Genomic DNA, 16,232 nt, shown 5'->3' with positions numbered 1-16,232 from the left:
CAGCGGTCGGGACGAAAAGCTGGCAGCAATCAAACAAAAAGCTGAACATCCGCCTTGACACACCAAATCCCCATGTGAGCAATCCAGACTGTCTCCGCGGAAAGATTTCTGGATTGCTTCGCTTCGCTCGCAATGACGAACAAACAAAAACGCCGGAGCGGTTTTCCACTCCGGCGTCATGTTGGTTTCAAACGATAAAGCTTACGCCGCGTTGAAGCCGGCGACGGCCTTCACTTCGAGGAAGTCCTCGAGGCCGTACTTGCCCCACTCGCGGCCGTTGCCGGACTGCTTGTAGCCGCCGAACGGCGCGGTGCGGTCGTTGGGCACGCCCTGGAGGTTGACGTTGCCGGCGCGGATCTGGCGGCCGACCCGCTTGGCGTCCTCGACGGAAGCGCCCGTGACGTAGCCGGCCAGGCCATAGGGCGTGTCGTTGGCGATGTGCACGGCCTCGGCTTCGTCCTTGGCGCCGATGATGGTCAGCACCGGCCCGAAGATCTCTTCACGCGCGATCGTCATGTCAGGGGTGACGTCGGCGAAGATGGTCGGGCGGACATAGAAGCCCTTGTTGACACCTTCGGGCAGGCCCGGGCCGCCGGACACGAGCGTTGCGCCCTCGTCGATGCCCTTCTTGATCAGCCCCTGGATCTTGTCCCACTGGCCGCGGTTGACGACCGGACCGATGGTGGTGCCCTCGGCGCGCGGATCGCCCGCCTTGGTCTTGTCGGCGACAGCCTTCGCGATCGCGGCCACTTCCTTCATCTTCGACAGCGGCACGATCATGCGCGAGGGCGCGTTGCAGGACTGGCCGGAGTTGTTGAACATGTGCATCACGCCGCCGGTCACCGCCTTCGTGAGGTCGGCGCCTTCGAGGATGACGTTCGGCGACTTGCCGCCCAGCTCCTGGCTGACGCGCTTCACGGTCGGCGCCGCACGCTTGGCCACATCGATGCCGGCGCGGGTCGAGCCGGTGAACGAGATCATGTCGATATCGGGGTGCTCGCTCATGGCGGCGCCGACCTCGGGGCCGAGACCGTTGACGAGGTTGAACACGCCCTTCGGCACGCCGGCCTCATGGAGGATTTCCGCGAAGATCAGCGCCGAGGTCGGGGTGAACTCCGACGGCTTCAGGATCATGGTGCAGCCGGCGGCGAGCGCGGGCGCGACCTTGCAGGCGATCTGGTTGAGCGGCCAGTTCCAGGGCGTGATCATGCCGACCACGCCGACCGGCTCGCGCAGCACCATGGCGGTGCCGACCGGTTCCTCGAAATGATAGTTCTTGAGCACGTCGAGCGTGGTCATGAGATGGCCGAGGCCGGCGCCGGCCTGGAGCTTTTCGGCCATCGGCAGCGGCGCGCCCATCTCGTCGGAGACGGCAGCGCCGATCTCCTTGAGGCGCCCCTTGTAGATCTCGATGACCTTGGTGAGCAGCGCGACGCGCTCGTCACGGCTGGTCTGGGAGAATGTCACGAACGCGCGCTTGGCGGCGGCGACGGCCTTGTCGACGTCGGCCTTGGAGCCCAGCGCAATGTCGTACATCGCCTCTTCCGTCGCCGGATTGACGACCGGGGTGGACTTCTTGACGGCGGGATCGACCCAGGCGCCGTCGATGTAGAACTGCATGCGATTGACCATCGTGAACCTCTTCTTGGGTATGGAGGGGGCGTTTCGGCAGGCATCCTTGCACGAAAGCGCCGGCAATTGAACCCGCCATATGCGGGGCCAGCGTTGCGGCGGACGGAGGCTATATGAGCCGATGGCGGAGGGGTGGCAAGGTGGCTGGGACGTAAGAACTTGGGTCCCGGCTCAGCGTCGCGTCATTTCATGCCGCGCCGCGTCCGGGACGCGAAACTGCAACTCGTCGAAGCGCTCTCGTGCCCCGGACGCAGCGCAGCGCCCTTCAGCGGTGCGCTGCTGAGCCGGGGCCGATGCGCCGGTCATTCCCACTACACCGCCATCTTCCGATGCAGCACCGGCGCGCCGGTGGTGAGGCTTTCGGCCGCATCGATGATGGCGTTGGCATCGATGCCGTGGTGACGGTAGAGGTCGGCGATCGTGCCGGTCTGACCGAACTGCTCGACGCCGAGCGCCTCGACCCGATGGCCGCGGACGCTGCCGAGCCAGCCGAGCGCCGCCGGGTGACCATCGATCACGGTCACGATGCCGCAGTCGCGCGGCAGCGGCGCGAGCAGTTTTTCGATGTGGCTGAGATGCTGCACGCCTCTCCGATCACGGCGCAATTTCCGTGCGGCGGTCCAACCCGCATGCAGACGATCTGCGGAAGTGATCGCGAGCAGGCCGATGTCGCGCCGGCTCTCGCCGATGAAGCCGGTCGCCTCGATCGCTTCGGGCGCGACCGCGCCGGTATAGGCGATCACGAGTTCGGCATTCGGGCCAGGCTTGCGCAGCCAATAAGCCCCGTCGGTGATGCCCTGGTGCAGTTCGGGCGTTATGATCCGTTGCGCCTGCTCGATACTGCGCGTCGAGAGCCGCAGATAGATCGAGCCGCCCTCGCCCGGATCGCGCTGCATGTGGTTGAATCCCCAGCCCATGATCACGGCGAGTTCGTCGACGAAGGCCGGCTCGAACGAGGCAAGGCCATCCTGCGCCATGCCGATCAACGGCGTTGCGATCGACTGGTGCGCGCCGCCTTCGGGCGCGAGCGTGATGCCTGATGGGGTCGCCGCCACCATGAAGCGCGCATCCTGGTAACAGGCATAGTTCAGGGCATCGAGACCGCGCTCGATGAAGGGATCGTAGAGCGTGCCGACCGGCAAGAGCCGCTCGCCGTTGATCTGGTGCGACAGGCCGAGCGCCGAAAGCATGATGAACAGGTTCATCTCGGCAATGCCGAGTTCGAGATGCTGGCCTTTCGGCGAAAAGTCCCAATTGAACGTGGAAGGAATTTTCTCGCTGCGGAATAAGTCCGCCTTCTCGCCGCGCGCAAACAGGCCGCGCCTGTTCACCCACGGACCGAGATTAGTCGAGACGGTGACATCAGGCGATGTCGTGACGATGCGCTTGGCAAGCTCGCTGTCGCCGCGCGCGATCTCGTTCAGCACCAGCCCAAAACCCTGCTGGGTCGACATCTGCGGCGACGGCTTGAAGGCGAGCTGCGCGGGCACCTCGATAGCAGGCGCGGTAAGCCGGCGGCCGTCCTGGTTGAACGGCACGCGCGCGAGGAAGGCATCGAGCTCGGCGGCGTCTTGCGCGAGACCCTCGTATCTGTCCCATTCGTGTCCGGGTCGGATGCTCTGGCTGTCGCGATATTTCTCCATCTGCGCGACCGTCATCAGGCCGGCGTGGTTGTCCTTGTGGCCCTGGAACGGCAGGCCGACGCCTTTGATGGTGTAGGCGATGAAGCAGACCGGGCGGTCGTGATCGATGGATTCGAACGCCTCCAGCATGCTCGCCATATCGTGGCCACCGAGATTCGACATCAGCGCCAGCAGCTCGTCGTCGCTGCGCTTGTCGATCAGTTTTGTGATAGGTCCCTGATCGCCGATCTCGTCATGCAGGTGCTTGCGGAAGGCGCCGCCGCCCTGGAAGCACAACGCCGCGTAGAGCGCGTTCGGGCAATTGTCGATCCAGCGCTTCAACGCCTCGCCGCCGGGCTCGGCAAAGGCCTCGCGCATCAGGCGGCCGTATTTCACGATCACCACGTCCCAGCCAAAATTGCGGAACATGGTCTCGAACTTTTCCCAAAGGCCTTCGCGGACGACGGCGTCCAGCGACTGCCTGTTGTAGTCGACCACCCACCAGGTGTTGCGCAGGCCGTGCTTCCAGCCTTCCGCGAGCGCCTCGAAAATGTTGCCCTCGTCCATCTCGGCATCGCCGACCAGCGCGATCATCCGCCCTTCGCGGCGATCCTTCATCCAACCATGCGCCTTGACATAGTCCTGCACCAGCGAGGCGAACAGCGTCTGCGCGACGCCGAGGCCGACCGAGCCGGTCGAGAAATCGACGTCGTCGACATCCTTGGTGCGCGAGGGATAGGACTGCGCGCCCTTGAAGCCGCGGAAATTTTCCAGCTTCTCGCGGCTCTGCCGGCCGAACAGATACTGGATGGCGTGGAACACCGGGCTCGCATGCGGTTTCACCGCGACGCGATCCTCAGGGCGCAACACATGGAAATACAGCGCCGACATGATGGTCGCGAGCGAGGCCGACGAGGCCTGATGTCCCCCGACCTTCAGGCCATCCGAGCTGGTGCGGACGTGGTTGGCGTGATGGATGGTCCAGGACGACAGCCACAGCGCCTTGCGGGCCAGCGCGGTCAATGTGTCGAGACGGGCGGTATCAACGGGCATGGCAACGCTCCCGGAAAACAGGTGCCACGATGATACGCCTGCGGGCTGGGCCAAATTTCTCAATTTTTCGCGCGATACCTGCTAATATTGGAACGCCATACCAAAAACTATCTGGAAACAACAGGTTCTATCCCAATGCCCGCGCTAGACGCCATCGATCGAAAAATCCTCGCCCTGCTCCAGAATGACAGCCGGCTGACCATGCAGGAACTCGCCGAAAAGGTCGGACTCTCGGTCTCGCCCTGCCATCGCCGGGTCAAGCTGCTGGAGGAGCGCGGCGTCATCTCGCGCTACATCGCGACCGTCGACCAGAAGGCACTGGGGCTGCATGTCAGCGTCTTCATCTCGATCAAGCTGGCGCGGCAGAAGGAGGAGGATCTCAACCGCTTCGCACGCGCAATCTCGAAATGGGACGAGGTGCTGGAGTGCTATCTGATGACCGGCAACCGCGACTATCTGCTGCGCGTGGTCGCGGCCGACCTCGCATCCTATGAGACTTTCCTGAAAACCAAGCTCACCCGGCTCGACGGCATCGCCTCGATCGAATCCAGCTTTGCGCTCAGCCAGGTGAAATATTCGATCGCGCTGCCGGTGTAAGGCATCACCGCGAGGGCTGCACGATGATCTTGGTGTGGACTTCAGGATTGGCGAGGTCGGCGAAGGCTTTCGCAACACCGTCGATGCCGATCTCGGCCGTCACCATCGCAGCCGCATCCACCTGCCCTTCCGCGATCAGGCGCAACGACGCTGCGAATTCGTCCGGCGTGTAGCCGAGCACGTACTGAACGTTGAGCTCCTTCATGATGCCGAGCATCGGCTCGCTCCTGTCGGTCTCCATGCAGACGCCGACCACGACAATCCTCGCATCGCGCGGCGCGCCCTCGAACACCTGCTGCAACAGACCGGGCACGCCGACGCATTCGAAGATGATCGCGGGCTTCAGCGCGGGCAGCATGGCCTGCAACGGCGGCCGCGCCGCCTTCTCCGCGTCCGACATCTGCGCGTGCTCGGCCCAGGTGGCATAGGGCTGCGACTTCAGGGGATCGACGACGATGTCGGCGCCGAGCTTGGCCGCGAGCGCGCGTCGCGCCGGCGAATAGTCGGCGGCGACGATCGGATGCAGGCCCCTGATCCTGAGCGCGGCGATCACCGCAAGCCCGACCGGCCCGCAGCCGATCACGAGCGGCACCTCGCCGCCTTGGATATTGGCCTTGGCCACGGCGTGAACGCCGACCGCGAGCGGTTCGGTGAGTGCAGCATGCTCCGGCGCCAGACCGTTGGGCACTTCCAGCAGCAGCGCTTCGCTCAGCAGCATCGCCTCGGCATAGCCGCCAACATTCTCGTTGGAATAACCGATGCCCTCGATGCCCTGCAGCGTCACCAGGGCCGGCAGTGAGCACACGCGCGTACCCGACTTGAGCTTGCGCGTGGTGCCGGGCCCGTAATCGACGATTTCGCAGCAGAACTCATGGCCGAACACGACGTCGCGGGTGAGGTCCATTGGCTTGCGTCCGGTCTTCCGCGCCATCTCCACCATGCGGTGGGCGTGTTGGCGTGCGTGAAGGTCTGAGCCGCAGATGCCGCAGGCGAGCGTCTTGACCAGCACTTGCCCGTTGCCCGGCTTCGGCTCAGCCATCCGGTCGACGACGATCTCACCGTTCCTGAAAATCGCAGCGCGCATCCGGCTCCTCCCTTGTTGTTGGAGCCGTTGATAGCACAAAGCGGACGCGCGAACTTGCGTCAGGGGTTCGGGGAACGCTCTTCCATTATCAGGAGCTGGGCGCGGCGGATGCGCTCGCGGTGGGCGATGTAGAGGCCGCTGGCGACGATGAAGGCCGCGCCGGTGACGGTCCAGATATCAGGCACTTCTCCGAACAGAAAGAAGCCCAAAATGCTGACCCACAGCAATTGCGTATACGAGAACGGCGCCAGCACCGAGGCATCGCCGTAGCGATAGGCCAGCACGATGATCCACTGGCCGACGGTGGACGCAACACCGATCACGATGCCAAGTCCGATCGCGGTCCAGCTCGGCGTGACCCAGACGAACGGCACCATCAGCGAGAGGATCGCAACGCCCGTCAGCGCCGAATAAGCCATCGTGGTGAGGACGGCTTCGCGGCCGCTTATCATGCGCGTCAGGATCAGCGCGGCGGCCCAACAGAACGCCGAGACGATCGGGAAGAACGCGGCGGCGTGAAACGCGCTGGAGCCCGGACGCAGGATGATCATCACGCCGGTCAGGCCGATCGCGGTGGCGATCCAGCGGCGCATGCCCACCTTCTCGCTCAGGAAGATGATCGAGAGTGCGGTGACGAACAGCGGCGAGACGAAGCCGGTGGCGGAGGCTTCCGCGATCGGCAGGAAGCTCAGGCCGGTGATGAAGAACAGCGAAGAGCCGAGCAGTGCCGCGCCGCGCATCAGTTGCAGGCCGAGGCGCTCGGTGCGCATCGCATGGAACGGCGAGCCCGGCAGCATCACCGGCGTGAACATCAGCGCGAACGTCACGAAGCGGATCCAGGTGATCTCGATCGACGGCAGGCTCGACGACAGATATTTCGCGGTGACATCGGAGCAACCGAGAAAGATCGTCGACAGCAGCACCAGCGCGATACCCTTGAAGGGATGATCGACGCGCGCAGGCGCGCGGCGCACCTGCTGCTTCTTTTCCGGCATGGGCATGGGAATACTGTCGAGCCTTGCGGCTACGGCGGGCGGCGGTGTCACGGCAGGAACCTAGGAAATGCGAATCGGGAATGATCCTTAAAAACGATAATTGCGCCGCTTTCACAACTTCCGAAAACAGGATGCCGATATGCGCTCACGCCCGCGCGCGTCAATACTCCATTAATAATAGGCTTTTGTGCACTACAGCATGGGCAGGCTGCGCGGCTTTGCACCGCGCGGAAACGCCGCATCGAGCGCAGCAATCTCGTCTTTCGTCAGCACGAGATCACCGGCCGCTGCATTTTCGCCGGCATGTTCCGCAGAGGACGCCTTCGGGATCGCGAACACCGTAGTCTCACGGGTGAGGAAGCTCAGCGCGACCTGGCGCGGCGTCGCGCGACGCGCCTCCGCTATGCCCGTCAACACGGCGCCGCCCTTGCTGTTGCTCGTAGGGAAATCGTCGTGGCCGAACGGCGAATAGGCGACCACAGCGACGCCATGCCGTTCGCACCACGGGATCACCGCGTGCTCGATCGCGCGTTCCTTCAGATGATAGAGCACCTGATTGCAGGCGATCTTGCCTTCGCCGGCAATTTCGAGGATCTCGTCGAGATCGTCGGCGTCGAAATTGGAGACGCCCCAGGATTTGATCTTGCCGGTCTTCACCAGTTCCTCGAACGCGGCGACGGTGTCCTCCAGCGGATACGAGCCACGCCAGTGCAGGAGATAGCAATCGAGCCGATCAGTCTTCAGCCGCTTCAGCGAGCGCTCACAGGCGGTGATGGTTCCGCCGCGCGAAGCGTTGCTTGGCAGCACCTTTGAGACCAGGAACACGTCGTCGCGCCGGCCCGTGATCGCATCGGCAATGACGAGTTCGGCATCACCATACATCTCGGCGGTGTCGATGTGAGTCATGCCGAGATCGAGCCCGCGCTGAAGCGCCGTGATCGCGCGCTTGCGATCGCCATGATCGAGATACCAGGTGCCCTGCCCGATCACGGAGACGGCGGCGCCGGTTTTGCCGAAAGGTTTTGTGTTCATGTCTGCTCCGATACCGCTCTTTCGCTCAGGCAACCGCCGTCATGCTCAAGAGTTCAATCCGCTGATACCAGCGACCAGCACGCTGCCGGTCCCGGACTCCGTGATATAGAGCCGATCTTTCTTTGCGCCACCGATTGCGACGTTGGTGCAATTCGGCCCCGCGCACGATTTGATCCGCGCGATCAATTCGCCGTTCGGCGCGAACACGAAGACATGGCCAAGCGAAGCGTGCCCGACGAACAGGCGGCCCTTGGCATCCATGGTCATGCCGTCGGGGCCGCTGGTGCCGAACAGCGAGCAGAAGCGGCCGACCTTGGACACGCTGCCGTCCTCCATGAACGGCAACCGCCACACCGAATTGTCGCGCGTCATCGCGACGAACAGCACCGTTTCGGTCGGATCGAGCACCAGGCCATTCGGGCTGATGCCGGTGTCGATCAGGCAATCGAGCCGGCCGCTTTGTGTCAGGCGATAGACGCGGCCGCTGGGGTCATGCAGGCCGGTCTGGCCCTGGTCGGTGAAATAGATGTCGCCGTTGGAGGCGAGATGCAGATCGTTGCAGCCGCGAAACGATTCCGAATTGCGTGCAGTCAGGACAGGCTTGATGCGGCCGGCCTTGGCGTCGAACTCCATGATGCCGTACCTGTAGTCGGCGACCATGATGCGGCCGTCGGCCGCGATCTTCAATCCGTTCGGCCAGCCCTCATATTCGATCGCGACCGACCATTCGCCATCGGGCGCGATGCGGAAGATGCGGCCGAAGGGAATGTCGACGATGTAGAGATTGCCATCCTTGTCGAACGACGGTCCTTCGATGAAGGAGTCCGTCGGCACACCCGGCCGGTTGGCATCGGCCCAATCCGTCCGCTCGCCTTTGCGGCGGAACCTGTCGGGCATTGCGGAGAACAGCTTGGTTTCGATCAGGCGCGGCGGCGTTTCCAGGTACATCATTGTTATTTTTGTCGTTGTTGATGGGAGAGCGCGGCAACATAGGGCACAATGGAGGGCGCGTCGATTGGGCGGAGGGCATGGCGGCGTACCTAGCCATACCGCTCTCGTGTCCCGGACGCGCTGCAAAGCCCCCTGCGTTGCTGCGCAGAGCCGGGACCCAGAAAGGCCCACACAAACCTCCGCGCGATGGGCCCCGGCTCTGCAGCGCATCACTTCGTGCTGCGCAGCGTCCGGGGCACGAGACCGTCTCTTGGTCTGGAGAGACCCCTACCCCGCCGCGCTCGCGACCTTGGCCTGCTTCGCAGGCGCAACCTCCGTCGTCGCAATCAGCCGCTTCAGCTCGGGGATGCAGGAGCCGCAATTGGTGCCGGCCTTGAGCTTTGCGCCGATCTCGGCGGCCGTGCGCGCGCCGGCAGCGATGCTGTCGCAGATGGTGCCGCGTCCGATGCCGAAGCAGGCGCAGACGACAGGGCCGGTCGAGGCGGCACCTTCGTTGGACTTGCCGGAGAGCAGCATGCGGCGCTGCTCGTCGGTGACGTGGTCGGCCACGAACAGGCTCTTCACCACCTCCCAATCCCCGGCGTCATGCGCGGGGCCGACGAACAGGCAGGTTTCGATGCGGTCGCCAGCAAACGACGCCGCGCGATAGACGCCGCCGCCGAAGTCACGATAGTCGGCGACATCCTCGCCGGCAACGCCACCGAGCCAGGCCGGCCAGCGCGACAGATCCGCATTGTCGGCGAAGAGATAGCCAAAGCCGCCGCCGACCTTGACGCGGGTCCACATCAGGTTCGACGGTAGATCGAGCTGTTTGCGCGACAACGCAAAGCCGCGGAAGACGTATTCATAGGGCGCGATCGCCGCCGGCGTCGCCTTCGATTCCGGCTGCCCCGAGAACGGATCGGTGAACGGTGCGACCAGCGCACCGACACGACCGTGGGAGGCGTTCATCGCACTCCAGTGGATCGGCGCGAACAGCGTGCCGCGCTGCTGCCGCTCGCTGACGACGACCTTGAGGGTGCACTGACCGTAGTCGGTGGTGACGCGGGCATAGCCGTCTTGGACGATGCCGTATCTGCCGGCGTCATCGGGATGAATCTCGACGAACGGCTCCGGCAGATGCGCGCCGAGCCGCTGGCTGAGACCCGTACGCGTCATGGTGTGCCACTGATCGCGGATGCGCCCGGTGTTGAGGCGCAACGGCCGCGACGGCCCGGTCTCGCCACGCAGCGCCGGCACCTCCGGCGCGACGAAGCGGCCCTTGCCGTCATTGGTGAAGAAGCCACCCTGCGCGAAGAACCGTTCGATGGGCGCCTCGCCTTCGCGCGCGGGCCACTGCACGGGCTTCAAGGCGTCGAAGGCTTCATCGGACAGCGAGGTGAACGCACCGATGTCGAAGTCGCGGCTGCCATTGTTCTCGAACGTCGACAGCGCGGCGTGCTCGCGAAAGATATCGGCCGCGGATTTATAGTCAAAGCTGTCGCCGAAGCCGAGGCGTTTTGCGGTCTCGCTCAGGATCCACCAGTCCGGTCTTGCCTCGCCCGGCGCAGGCAGGAAGGAGCGCTGGCGCGAGACGCGACGTTCGGAATTGGTCACGGTGCCCGACTTCTCGCCCCAGGCGAGCGCCGGCAGCAGCACGTGCGGGCCGGCATCGACCGTGTCGTTGGAGAGCACGTTCTCGGACAACACGAACAGCTCGAGTTTCTTCAGCGCCTCGCGCACGAAGTCGGCATCGGGCAGCGACACCGCCGGGTTGGTGCCCATCACCCACAACGCCTTGACCTCGCCGCGGTTGATGGCCTCGAACAGCTGAACCGCCTTCAACCCCTCATGGGTGGCGATGCGCGGCGCCTTCCAGAACCGCCGCACGCGGTCGATATCCGGCGGCGTGAAGTTCATATGCGCGGCGAGCTGGTTGGCGAGGCCGCCGACCTCGCGGCCGCCCATCGCGTTGGGCTGGCCGGTGAGCGAGAACGGCGAAGCGCCGGGCTTGCCGATGCGCCCCGTGGCGAGATGGCAATTCAGGATCGCGTTGACCTTGTCGGTGCCCTGCGCCGACTGATTGACGCCTTGCGAATACAGTGTGACGACGCGGGGCGTGTCGCGGAACATCTTGAAGAAGGTGGCAACGTCCTGCTCGGAGAGGCCGGTCGCCAGCGCGGTCGCCGTGACGCTGCCGGCGATGCTGCGCGCGCGCGCCAGTGCGTCGTCAAAGCCCGACGTGTTTTGCGCGATGTAGTCCTGATTGAGCGCACCGTTGTCGGCGAGGTGAACGAACAGGCCGGAGAACAGTGCCGTGTCGGTGCCTGGCTTGAGGCCGAGGAACAGGTCGACGTCGGTCGCGGTATCGGTGCGGCGCGGATCGATCACGATCATGCGGGCGCCGCGCTCCTGCCGATTCTTTAGCATGCGCTGGAACAGCACCGGATGGCACCAGGCGGCATTCGAACCGACGAACACCAGCAGATCGGCCTGGTCGAGATCCTCATAGCAGCCGGGCACCGTGTCGGCGCCGAAGGCGCGGCGGTGACCGGCGACCGAGGACGACATGCAGAGCCGCGAATTGGTATCGACATTGGCCGTGCCGACAAAGCCCTTCATCAGCTTGTTGGCGACGTAATAGTCCTCGGTCAGCAGTTGGCCCGAGAGATAGAACGCGACCGCGTCGGCACCGTCGCGCGCGACGATGTGCTGCATGCGGTGGGCGACGTGGTCGAGCGCATCGCTCCAGGCGACGCGTTCGAGCACGCCCTTGCAGCGGATCATCGGATAGAGCAGCCGGCTTTCGAGCCCGACAGTCTCGCCGAGCGCCGAGCCCTTCGAGCACAGCCGGCCGAAATTGGCGGGATGATCGGGATCGCCCGCAATCGCCGCGCCGCCGTTGCCGTCCGGCGTCGCCAGCACGCCGCAGCCGACGCCGCAATACGGACAGGTCGTCTTGGTGGCGCGGAGCGTGGGATCGATCGCGGTCATATCAGGCTGCTTTCGAGGATCGCGCGAGCGCGCGGCCGAACACCATGTCGGTGCGGATCGCCGCCACCTTTTCGCTGTTGCGGATCAGTTCGAGATACCAGAGCGCATCGACGGTATCGCCGATCAGCACGGCGCCGGTGAGCCGGCCGTCGGCGATGACGAGCTTCTTGTAGGTGCCGCGCCTGCGATCGGTGAGCACGAGGCTCTCGCTGCCCTCCCCGCCCATGACGTCGCCGGCGGAGAACACGCTGACGCCTGAGACCTTCAGATTGGTCGAGACCACGCTGCCCTGATAGGCCGCAGGCCGGCCGGCGAGATGTCGCGCCAGCACGCGCGCCTGCTCGTAGGCAGGCTCGACGAGGCCGTAGCAGGTGCCGCGATGCTCGGCACACTCGCCGAGCGCGTAGATATCGGGCGACGCCGTCTGCATCTCGTCGTTGACGACGATGCCGCGGTTGACCGCGATGCCGGCGTCCTTGGCGAGCGCAGTATTGGGCCTGATGCCGGCGGCGAAGATCACGGCATCTGCCTCGATGCGGCTGCCATCGGCAAGCTCGACCCCTTCGACCTGGCCCTCGCCATGGATGCGGACCGTGGAGGCATTGAGCAGGATGCGAATGCCCTTGCGCTCGACCAGCGTCTTGAGCAGGTCCGCAGCGGGCGCATCGAGCTGGCGCTCCATCAGCCGGTCCATCAGATGCAGCAGCGTCACAGGCGCTCCGGCCTTGGCGAGGCCGTAGGCTGCTTCGAGTCCTAGCAGACCGCCGCCGACCACAACGACGCGCTTCCTGGCGGCAGCGAGCGTCAGCAGCAGGTCGACATCGCGGGTGTCGCGGAAGGTGTGCACGCCGGCGAGATCGGCGCCCGGCACGTTGAGCCGCAGCGGCGTCGAGCCGATGGCGAGCACGAGCTTGGAATATTCCATGCTCTCTTCGCCTTCGATCTTGAGCTCGCGTCGGCCGGTGTCGATCTCGGTGACGCGATAGCCGTAGCGCACCGTGACGCCGCGATGGCGCCACCAGTCGGCAGGTCTCAGCTCGATCTCGTGCGAACCGGTCTCGCCGGCCAGCACGGAGGAGAGCAGCACGCGGTTGTAAGCGAGCCGTGGTTCATCGCCGATAACGGCAACCGCGTAGCGGCCGAGTGCGGTCTTGGCGAGCTCGTCGACAAGGCGCGCGGCCGCCATACCGTTACCGACGATGACGAGTGGCTCACTCACAAGGCGTCTCCTATTCGGCGGCCTGCGCCTGGGCGCCATAGGCCTCGGAAATCATGTAGCCGGACAGCACGCCATAGGCGTCGGTCCAGGCGCTGGCGAGTTCGGGCGTCCAGGCTTCGCCGAGCCCCTTCTCCAGGGTCCACAGCAAGGTCGCGCCGACCACGGGGTAGTGCTCGGCCTGGGCGCCGTAAGCGACGTGCCGCTTCGCCAGCGCCGAGGCCGCGGGAAGAATCGAGTCCAGGTTCGACAGGCCGCCGACGACGGCGGCGAGCATGCCCATCAGCTTCTTGCGCTGCTCGGTCATGTCCTCGGGAAACATCGCGCGCACCGACGGCGCCACCTCGAACAGGCGATCGTAGAACAGTATCGCGGCCTGCGCGGAAATCGGCGCGACCTTGGCAAAGCTCTGCTGGACGAGGGTGATCTGTTCTGGCGTCATGATGTTCTCCTGCCTGTTTCGGTTTGCCTTGGTGCGCGCCGTTGCGAACCAGGTTCATGATCAAACTGTCGGGCAATGCTTCTCCCCGCGTACGGAGAGAAGCGAGATTCGTACCAAGTGTTACACGCGCGCCCCGGCAAGGCTTGACACGCCTTCACCCTGCGGGCTGCGACGCAGATAGAACCACCAGGTCAGCGCGAGGCAGGAGGCGTAGAAACCGAGATAGATCGCGAGCGCGAGCTGCGGTCCTCCCGTCAGCGCGATCGACTTGCCGAAGCCGGTCGGGATCAGATAGCCGCCGACGGCGCCGACCGCGCCGATGAAGCCGACCGCCGCACCGCTCTCGATGCTCGCCGTCTTCAAGGCGACCGCGCGCTCCGCATCGCCCTTGCCGCGCACCCTGAACAGATTCTGCTCGCGGAAGATCGAGGGAATCATGCGGTAGGTCGAACCGTTGCCGATGCCCGTCGTCACGAACAGGACCAGGAACATCGACAGGAAGCCGATAAAGTCCTTCTGCCCGACGAAGTAGAGCACGCCGACCGTGGCGCCTGCCATCACGATGAAATTCCAGAACGTGATGACCGACCCACCGATCTTGTCGGCAAGCCAGCCGCCGAGCGGCCGCGACAACGAGCCGACCAGCGGCCCCAGGAATGCGATCGCAATCGTGACTTGCGGAAATTGCGTCTTGATCAGCAGCGGAAACGCAGCCGAGTAGCCGATGAACGAGCCGAACGTGCCGATATAGAGATACGCCATGATCCAGGTGTGCTTGCGCTTGACCACCGCGAGCTGGTTCCTGATCGACGACTTGGCCGTGGTCAGGTTGTTCATGAAGAACACCGCGCCGAACACCGCGATCGCGATCGGCAGCACCCACATCAGGCCGGCGTTTTGCAGGAAGACACCGTCGACGGGGGTTGCCTGGAACAGGTTGATGACGGCGAGCGTCATCAGGATCGGGGTCAACAGCTGCACGCTGGAGACGCCGATATTGCCGCCGGCCGCATTCAGGCCCAGCGCCCATCCCTTCATCCGGTCGGGAAAGAAGAAGGAGATGTTGGTCATGCTGGACGCGAAATTGCCGCCGCCGAGGCCGGCGGTCGAGGCAATCAGCAGCATCAGCCAGAACGGCGTGTCGGGCTGGCTCACGAAGTAGGCGAGCGAAAGCGTCGGAATGAACAGGATCGCGGCACTGAAGATGGTCCAGTTGCGGCCGCCGAAGGTCGTCACCGCGAAGGTGTAGGGAAAGCGCATCAACGCGCCGATCAGCCCGGGCACTGCGACGAGCTGGAACAGCTGGTCGGTGGTGTAGTGGAAGCCCGCCTGCGGCAGCTTGGTGGTGACGATGCTCCAGATCAGCCAGACCGAGAAGCCGATATGCTCGGCCACGATCGACCAGACCAGGTTGCGTCGCGCGATAGTCTTGCCAGTCGCATTCCAGAACGCCTCATCTTCGGGGCGCCATTCGGAAATCCACGTCGGATCCTTCGTCATTACATTATCCCTTCCAGGCTCACCGCTGCGTCGTTGCAGGCTCTGCCTCCGGCCACGGAGACGCGCTCCGAGGCTTCACCCCGGTGGCGAGTTGCGATGCTGATTGATGATGTTGAGGGACGGCGTCGTTGGCGTCCGCGGTTGGTGTTTCAATTTCCGTGCCAACTGCGCGCATTCCGGAAACGCAGGAAATTCAGGAGCTTGTTCGTATTGCTCCAAGTTTTTGCAGAACTATTTCGCACGCAAATTTTGCGATTCGCTCAATCCCTGTGCGGCGCACAAGGATTGAGCTTGATGATTCAAAATTAGGCGTTGCGTTAGCACCTGTTGGTGACGCGTTTACGCGACTTCGACGAAGCGATGACGCTCATAGAGGAATTCGAGCACGCGCTGCCGGCACTTCAGATAAGCGGCGTTGGTCGCGAGTTCGAGCCGCTTGCGCGGCCGCGCCAGCGGCACCTCCAGCACCTCGCCGATGCGCGCGCTCGGCCCGTTCGTCATCATGACGATGCGGTCGGACAACAGCACGGCCTCGTCGACGTCGTGCGTGATCATCAAGATGGTGTTGCCTAGCTTCTGATGCAGCGCCATCACGGAGTCCTGCAAATGCGCGCGGGTCAGCGCGTCGAGCGCGCCGAACGGCTCGTCGAGCAGCAGCACCTTGGGCTCCATCGCAAGCGCGCGGGCAATGCCGACGCGCTGCTTCATGCCGCCGGAGATTTCCGAGGGCCGCCTGTCCTTGGCATGGGCCATCTGCACGAGGTTGAGATTGTGCATGACCCATGCGTCGCGTTCGGCGCGCTTCTTGGTCTTGGCAAAGACCTTGTCGACGCCGAGCTTGACGTTCTCGTACACGGTCAGCCACGGAAGCAGGCTGTGGTTCTGGAACACCACTGCGCGATCTGGACCCGGCGAGTTCACCTCGCGATTCTCCAGCAGTACGCCGCCGATGGTGGCGGTGGTCAATCCTGCGATGATGTTGAGCAGGGTCGACTTGCCGCAACCGGAATGGCCGATGATCGAGACGTATTCGCCCTTCTCGATCGTCAGGTTGATTTCCTTCAACACCTCGGTCGTGGCCGCGCCGCGGGTGAAGACCTTGTCGATGTGGTCGAGCTTCAAATAGGCGGTCATG

At 64.3% G+C, this 16,232-nt stretch carries 13 protein-coding genes; 2 read left to right on the top strand and 11 right to left on the bottom strand.

Going from position 1 to position 16,232, the window contains the following annotated elements; genetic code table 11:
- Positions 1-215, top strand: a 215-nt coding sequence (locus ABIB06_RS36505; protein WP_354053127.1) for a hypothetical protein, incomplete at its 5' end; no start/stop codon positions are given.
- Here the strand turns inward: ABIB06_RS36505 and ABIB06_RS36500 are convergent.
- Both ABIB06_RS36500 and ABIB06_RS36495 read right to left on the bottom strand, forming a co-directional pair.
- Positions 202-1,632, bottom strand: a complete 1,431-nt coding sequence (locus ABIB06_RS36500; RefSeq protein WP_354053128.1) for an aldehyde dehydrogenase family protein — start codon at positions 1,630-1,632, stop codon at positions 202-204. The two genes, ABIB06_RS36505 and ABIB06_RS36500, sit on opposite strands and share 14 nt — an antisense overlap.
- A gap of 311 nt (positions 1,633-1,943) precedes the next feature.
- Complete coding sequence (locus ABIB06_RS36495) at positions 1,944-4,307, bottom strand: thiamine pyrophosphate-binding protein (RefSeq protein ID WP_354053129.1); 2,364 nt, start codon at positions 4,305-4,307, stop codon at positions 1,944-1,946.
- Positions 4,308-4,442: 135 nt separating this feature from the next.
- On the opposite strand from ABIB06_RS36495, the gene ABIB06_RS36490 reads away from it, so the two are divergent.
- Positions 4,443-4,904: an Lrp/AsnC family transcriptional regulator gene (locus tag ABIB06_RS36490; RefSeq protein WP_247441329.1), complete on the top strand. Its 462-nt coding sequence runs from the start codon at positions 4,443-4,445 to the stop codon at positions 4,902-4,904.
- 4 nt (positions 4,905-4,908) lie between these two features.
- On the opposite strand, the gene ABIB06_RS36485 is transcribed toward ABIB06_RS36490, so the two are convergent.
- The 9 genes from ABIB06_RS36485 to ABIB06_RS36445 all read right to left on the bottom strand — a co-directional run bounded on the left by ABIB06_RS36485 (position 4,909) and on the right by ABIB06_RS36445 (position 16,231).
- Positions 4,909-5,988: a zinc-binding dehydrogenase gene (locus tag ABIB06_RS36485; protein WP_354053130.1), complete on the bottom strand. Its 1,080-nt coding sequence runs from the start codon at positions 5,986-5,988 to the stop codon at positions 4,909-4,911.
- A gap of 59 nt (positions 5,989-6,047) precedes the next feature.
- Entirely contained in the window at positions 6,048-6,989 is a 942-nt protein-coding gene (locus ABIB06_RS36480) for a DMT family transporter (protein ID WP_247342712.1), read from the bottom strand.
- A gap of 186 nt (positions 6,990-7,175) precedes the next feature.
- The gene (locus ABIB06_RS36475; RefSeq protein ID WP_354053131.1) at positions 7,176-8,015 is read right to left on the bottom strand and encodes an aldo/keto reductase; all 840 of its coding nucleotides are present in this window, start codon (positions 8,013-8,015) and stop codon (positions 7,176-7,178) included.
- A gap of 45 nt (positions 8,016-8,060) precedes the next feature.
- Complete coding sequence (locus ABIB06_RS36470) at positions 8,061-8,963, bottom strand: SMP-30/gluconolactonase/LRE family protein (protein WP_354053148.1); 903 nt, start codon at positions 8,961-8,963, stop codon at positions 8,061-8,063.
- Between the two features lie 270 nt (positions 8,964-9,233).
- The gene (locus ABIB06_RS36465; RefSeq protein ID WP_354053132.1) at positions 9,234-11,939 is read right to left on the bottom strand and encodes a nitrate reductase; all 2,706 of its coding nucleotides are present in this window, start codon (positions 11,937-11,939) and stop codon (positions 9,234-9,236) included.
- 1 nt (position 11,940) lies between these two features.
- Positions 11,941-13,158: an NAD(P)/FAD-dependent oxidoreductase gene (locus tag ABIB06_RS36460; protein WP_354053133.1), complete on the bottom strand. Its 1,218-nt coding sequence runs from the start codon at positions 13,156-13,158 to the stop codon at positions 11,941-11,943.
- Positions 13,159-13,168: 10 nt separating this feature from the next.
- Complete coding sequence (locus tag ABIB06_RS36455) at positions 13,169-13,597, bottom strand: globin family protein (protein ID WP_354053134.1); 429 nt, start codon at positions 13,595-13,597, stop codon at positions 13,169-13,171.
- 120 nt (positions 13,598-13,717) lie between these two features.
- Positions 13,718-15,097, bottom strand: a complete 1,380-nt coding sequence (locus ABIB06_RS36450; protein WP_247342697.1) for an MFS transporter — start codon at positions 15,095-15,097, stop codon at positions 13,718-13,720.
- Positions 15,098-15,436: 339 nt separating this feature from the next.
- Positions 15,437-16,231, bottom strand: coding sequence for an ABC transporter ATP-binding protein (locus tag ABIB06_RS36445; RefSeq protein ID WP_354053135.1), 795 nt, complete (start codon positions 16,229-16,231; stop codon positions 15,437-15,439).
- Position 16,232: the final 1 nt, after the last annotated feature.

The organism is Bradyrhizobium sp. LB8.2 (assembly GCF_040548035.1).
Classification (GTDB): Bacteria; Pseudomonadota; Alphaproteobacteria; order Rhizobiales; family Xanthobacteraceae; genus Bradyrhizobium.
The sequence above is the reverse complement of the archived record's forward strand: the minus strand, read 5'-3'. Positions and strand labels throughout refer to the sequence as shown.

What these genes read in the sequence shown, in the direction of transcription:
- ABIB06_RS36500 (WP_354053128.1), bottom strand. Translation starts at nt 1,632, where the DNA reads ATGGTCAATCGCATGCAGTTCTACATCGACGGCGCCTGGGTCGATCCC.
- ABIB06_RS36495 (WP_354053129.1), bottom strand. Translation starts at nt 4,307, where the DNA reads ATGCCCGTTGATACCGCCCGTCTCGACACATTGACCGCGCTGGCCCGC.
- ABIB06_RS36490 (WP_247441329.1), top strand. Translation starts at nt 4,443, where the DNA reads ATGCCCGCGCTAGACGCCATCGATCGAAAAATCCTCGCCCTGCTCCAG.
- ABIB06_RS36485 (WP_354053130.1), bottom strand. Translation starts at nt 5,988, where the DNA reads ATGCGCGCTGCGATTTTCAGGAACGGTGAGATCGTCGTCGACCGGATG.
- ABIB06_RS36480 (WP_247342712.1), bottom strand. Translation starts at nt 6,989, where the DNA reads ATGCCCATGCCGGAAAAGAAGCAGCAGGTGCGCCGCGCGCCTGCGCGC.
- ABIB06_RS36475 (WP_354053131.1), bottom strand. Translation starts at nt 8,015, where the DNA reads ATGAACACAAAACCTTTCGGCAAAACCGGCGCCGCCGTCTCCGTGATC.
- ABIB06_RS36470 (WP_354053148.1), bottom strand. Translation starts at nt 8,963, where the DNA reads ATGTACCTGGAAACGCCGCCGCGCCTGATCGAAACCAAGCTGTTCTCC.
- ABIB06_RS36465 (WP_354053132.1), bottom strand. Translation starts at nt 11,939, where the DNA reads ATGACCGCGATCGATCCCACGCTCCGCGCCACCAAGACGACCTGTCCG.
- ABIB06_RS36455 (WP_354053134.1), bottom strand. Translation starts at nt 13,597, where the DNA reads ATGACGCCAGAACAGATCACCCTCGTCCAGCAGAGCTTTGCCAAGGTC.
- ABIB06_RS36450 (WP_247342697.1), bottom strand. Translation starts at nt 15,097, where the DNA reads ATGACGAAGGATCCGACGTGGATTTCCGAATGGCGCCCCGAAGATGAG.
- ABIB06_RS36445 (WP_354053135.1), bottom strand. Translation starts at nt 16,231, where the DNA reads ATGACCGCCTATTTGAAGCTCGACCACATCGACAAGGTCTTCACCCGC.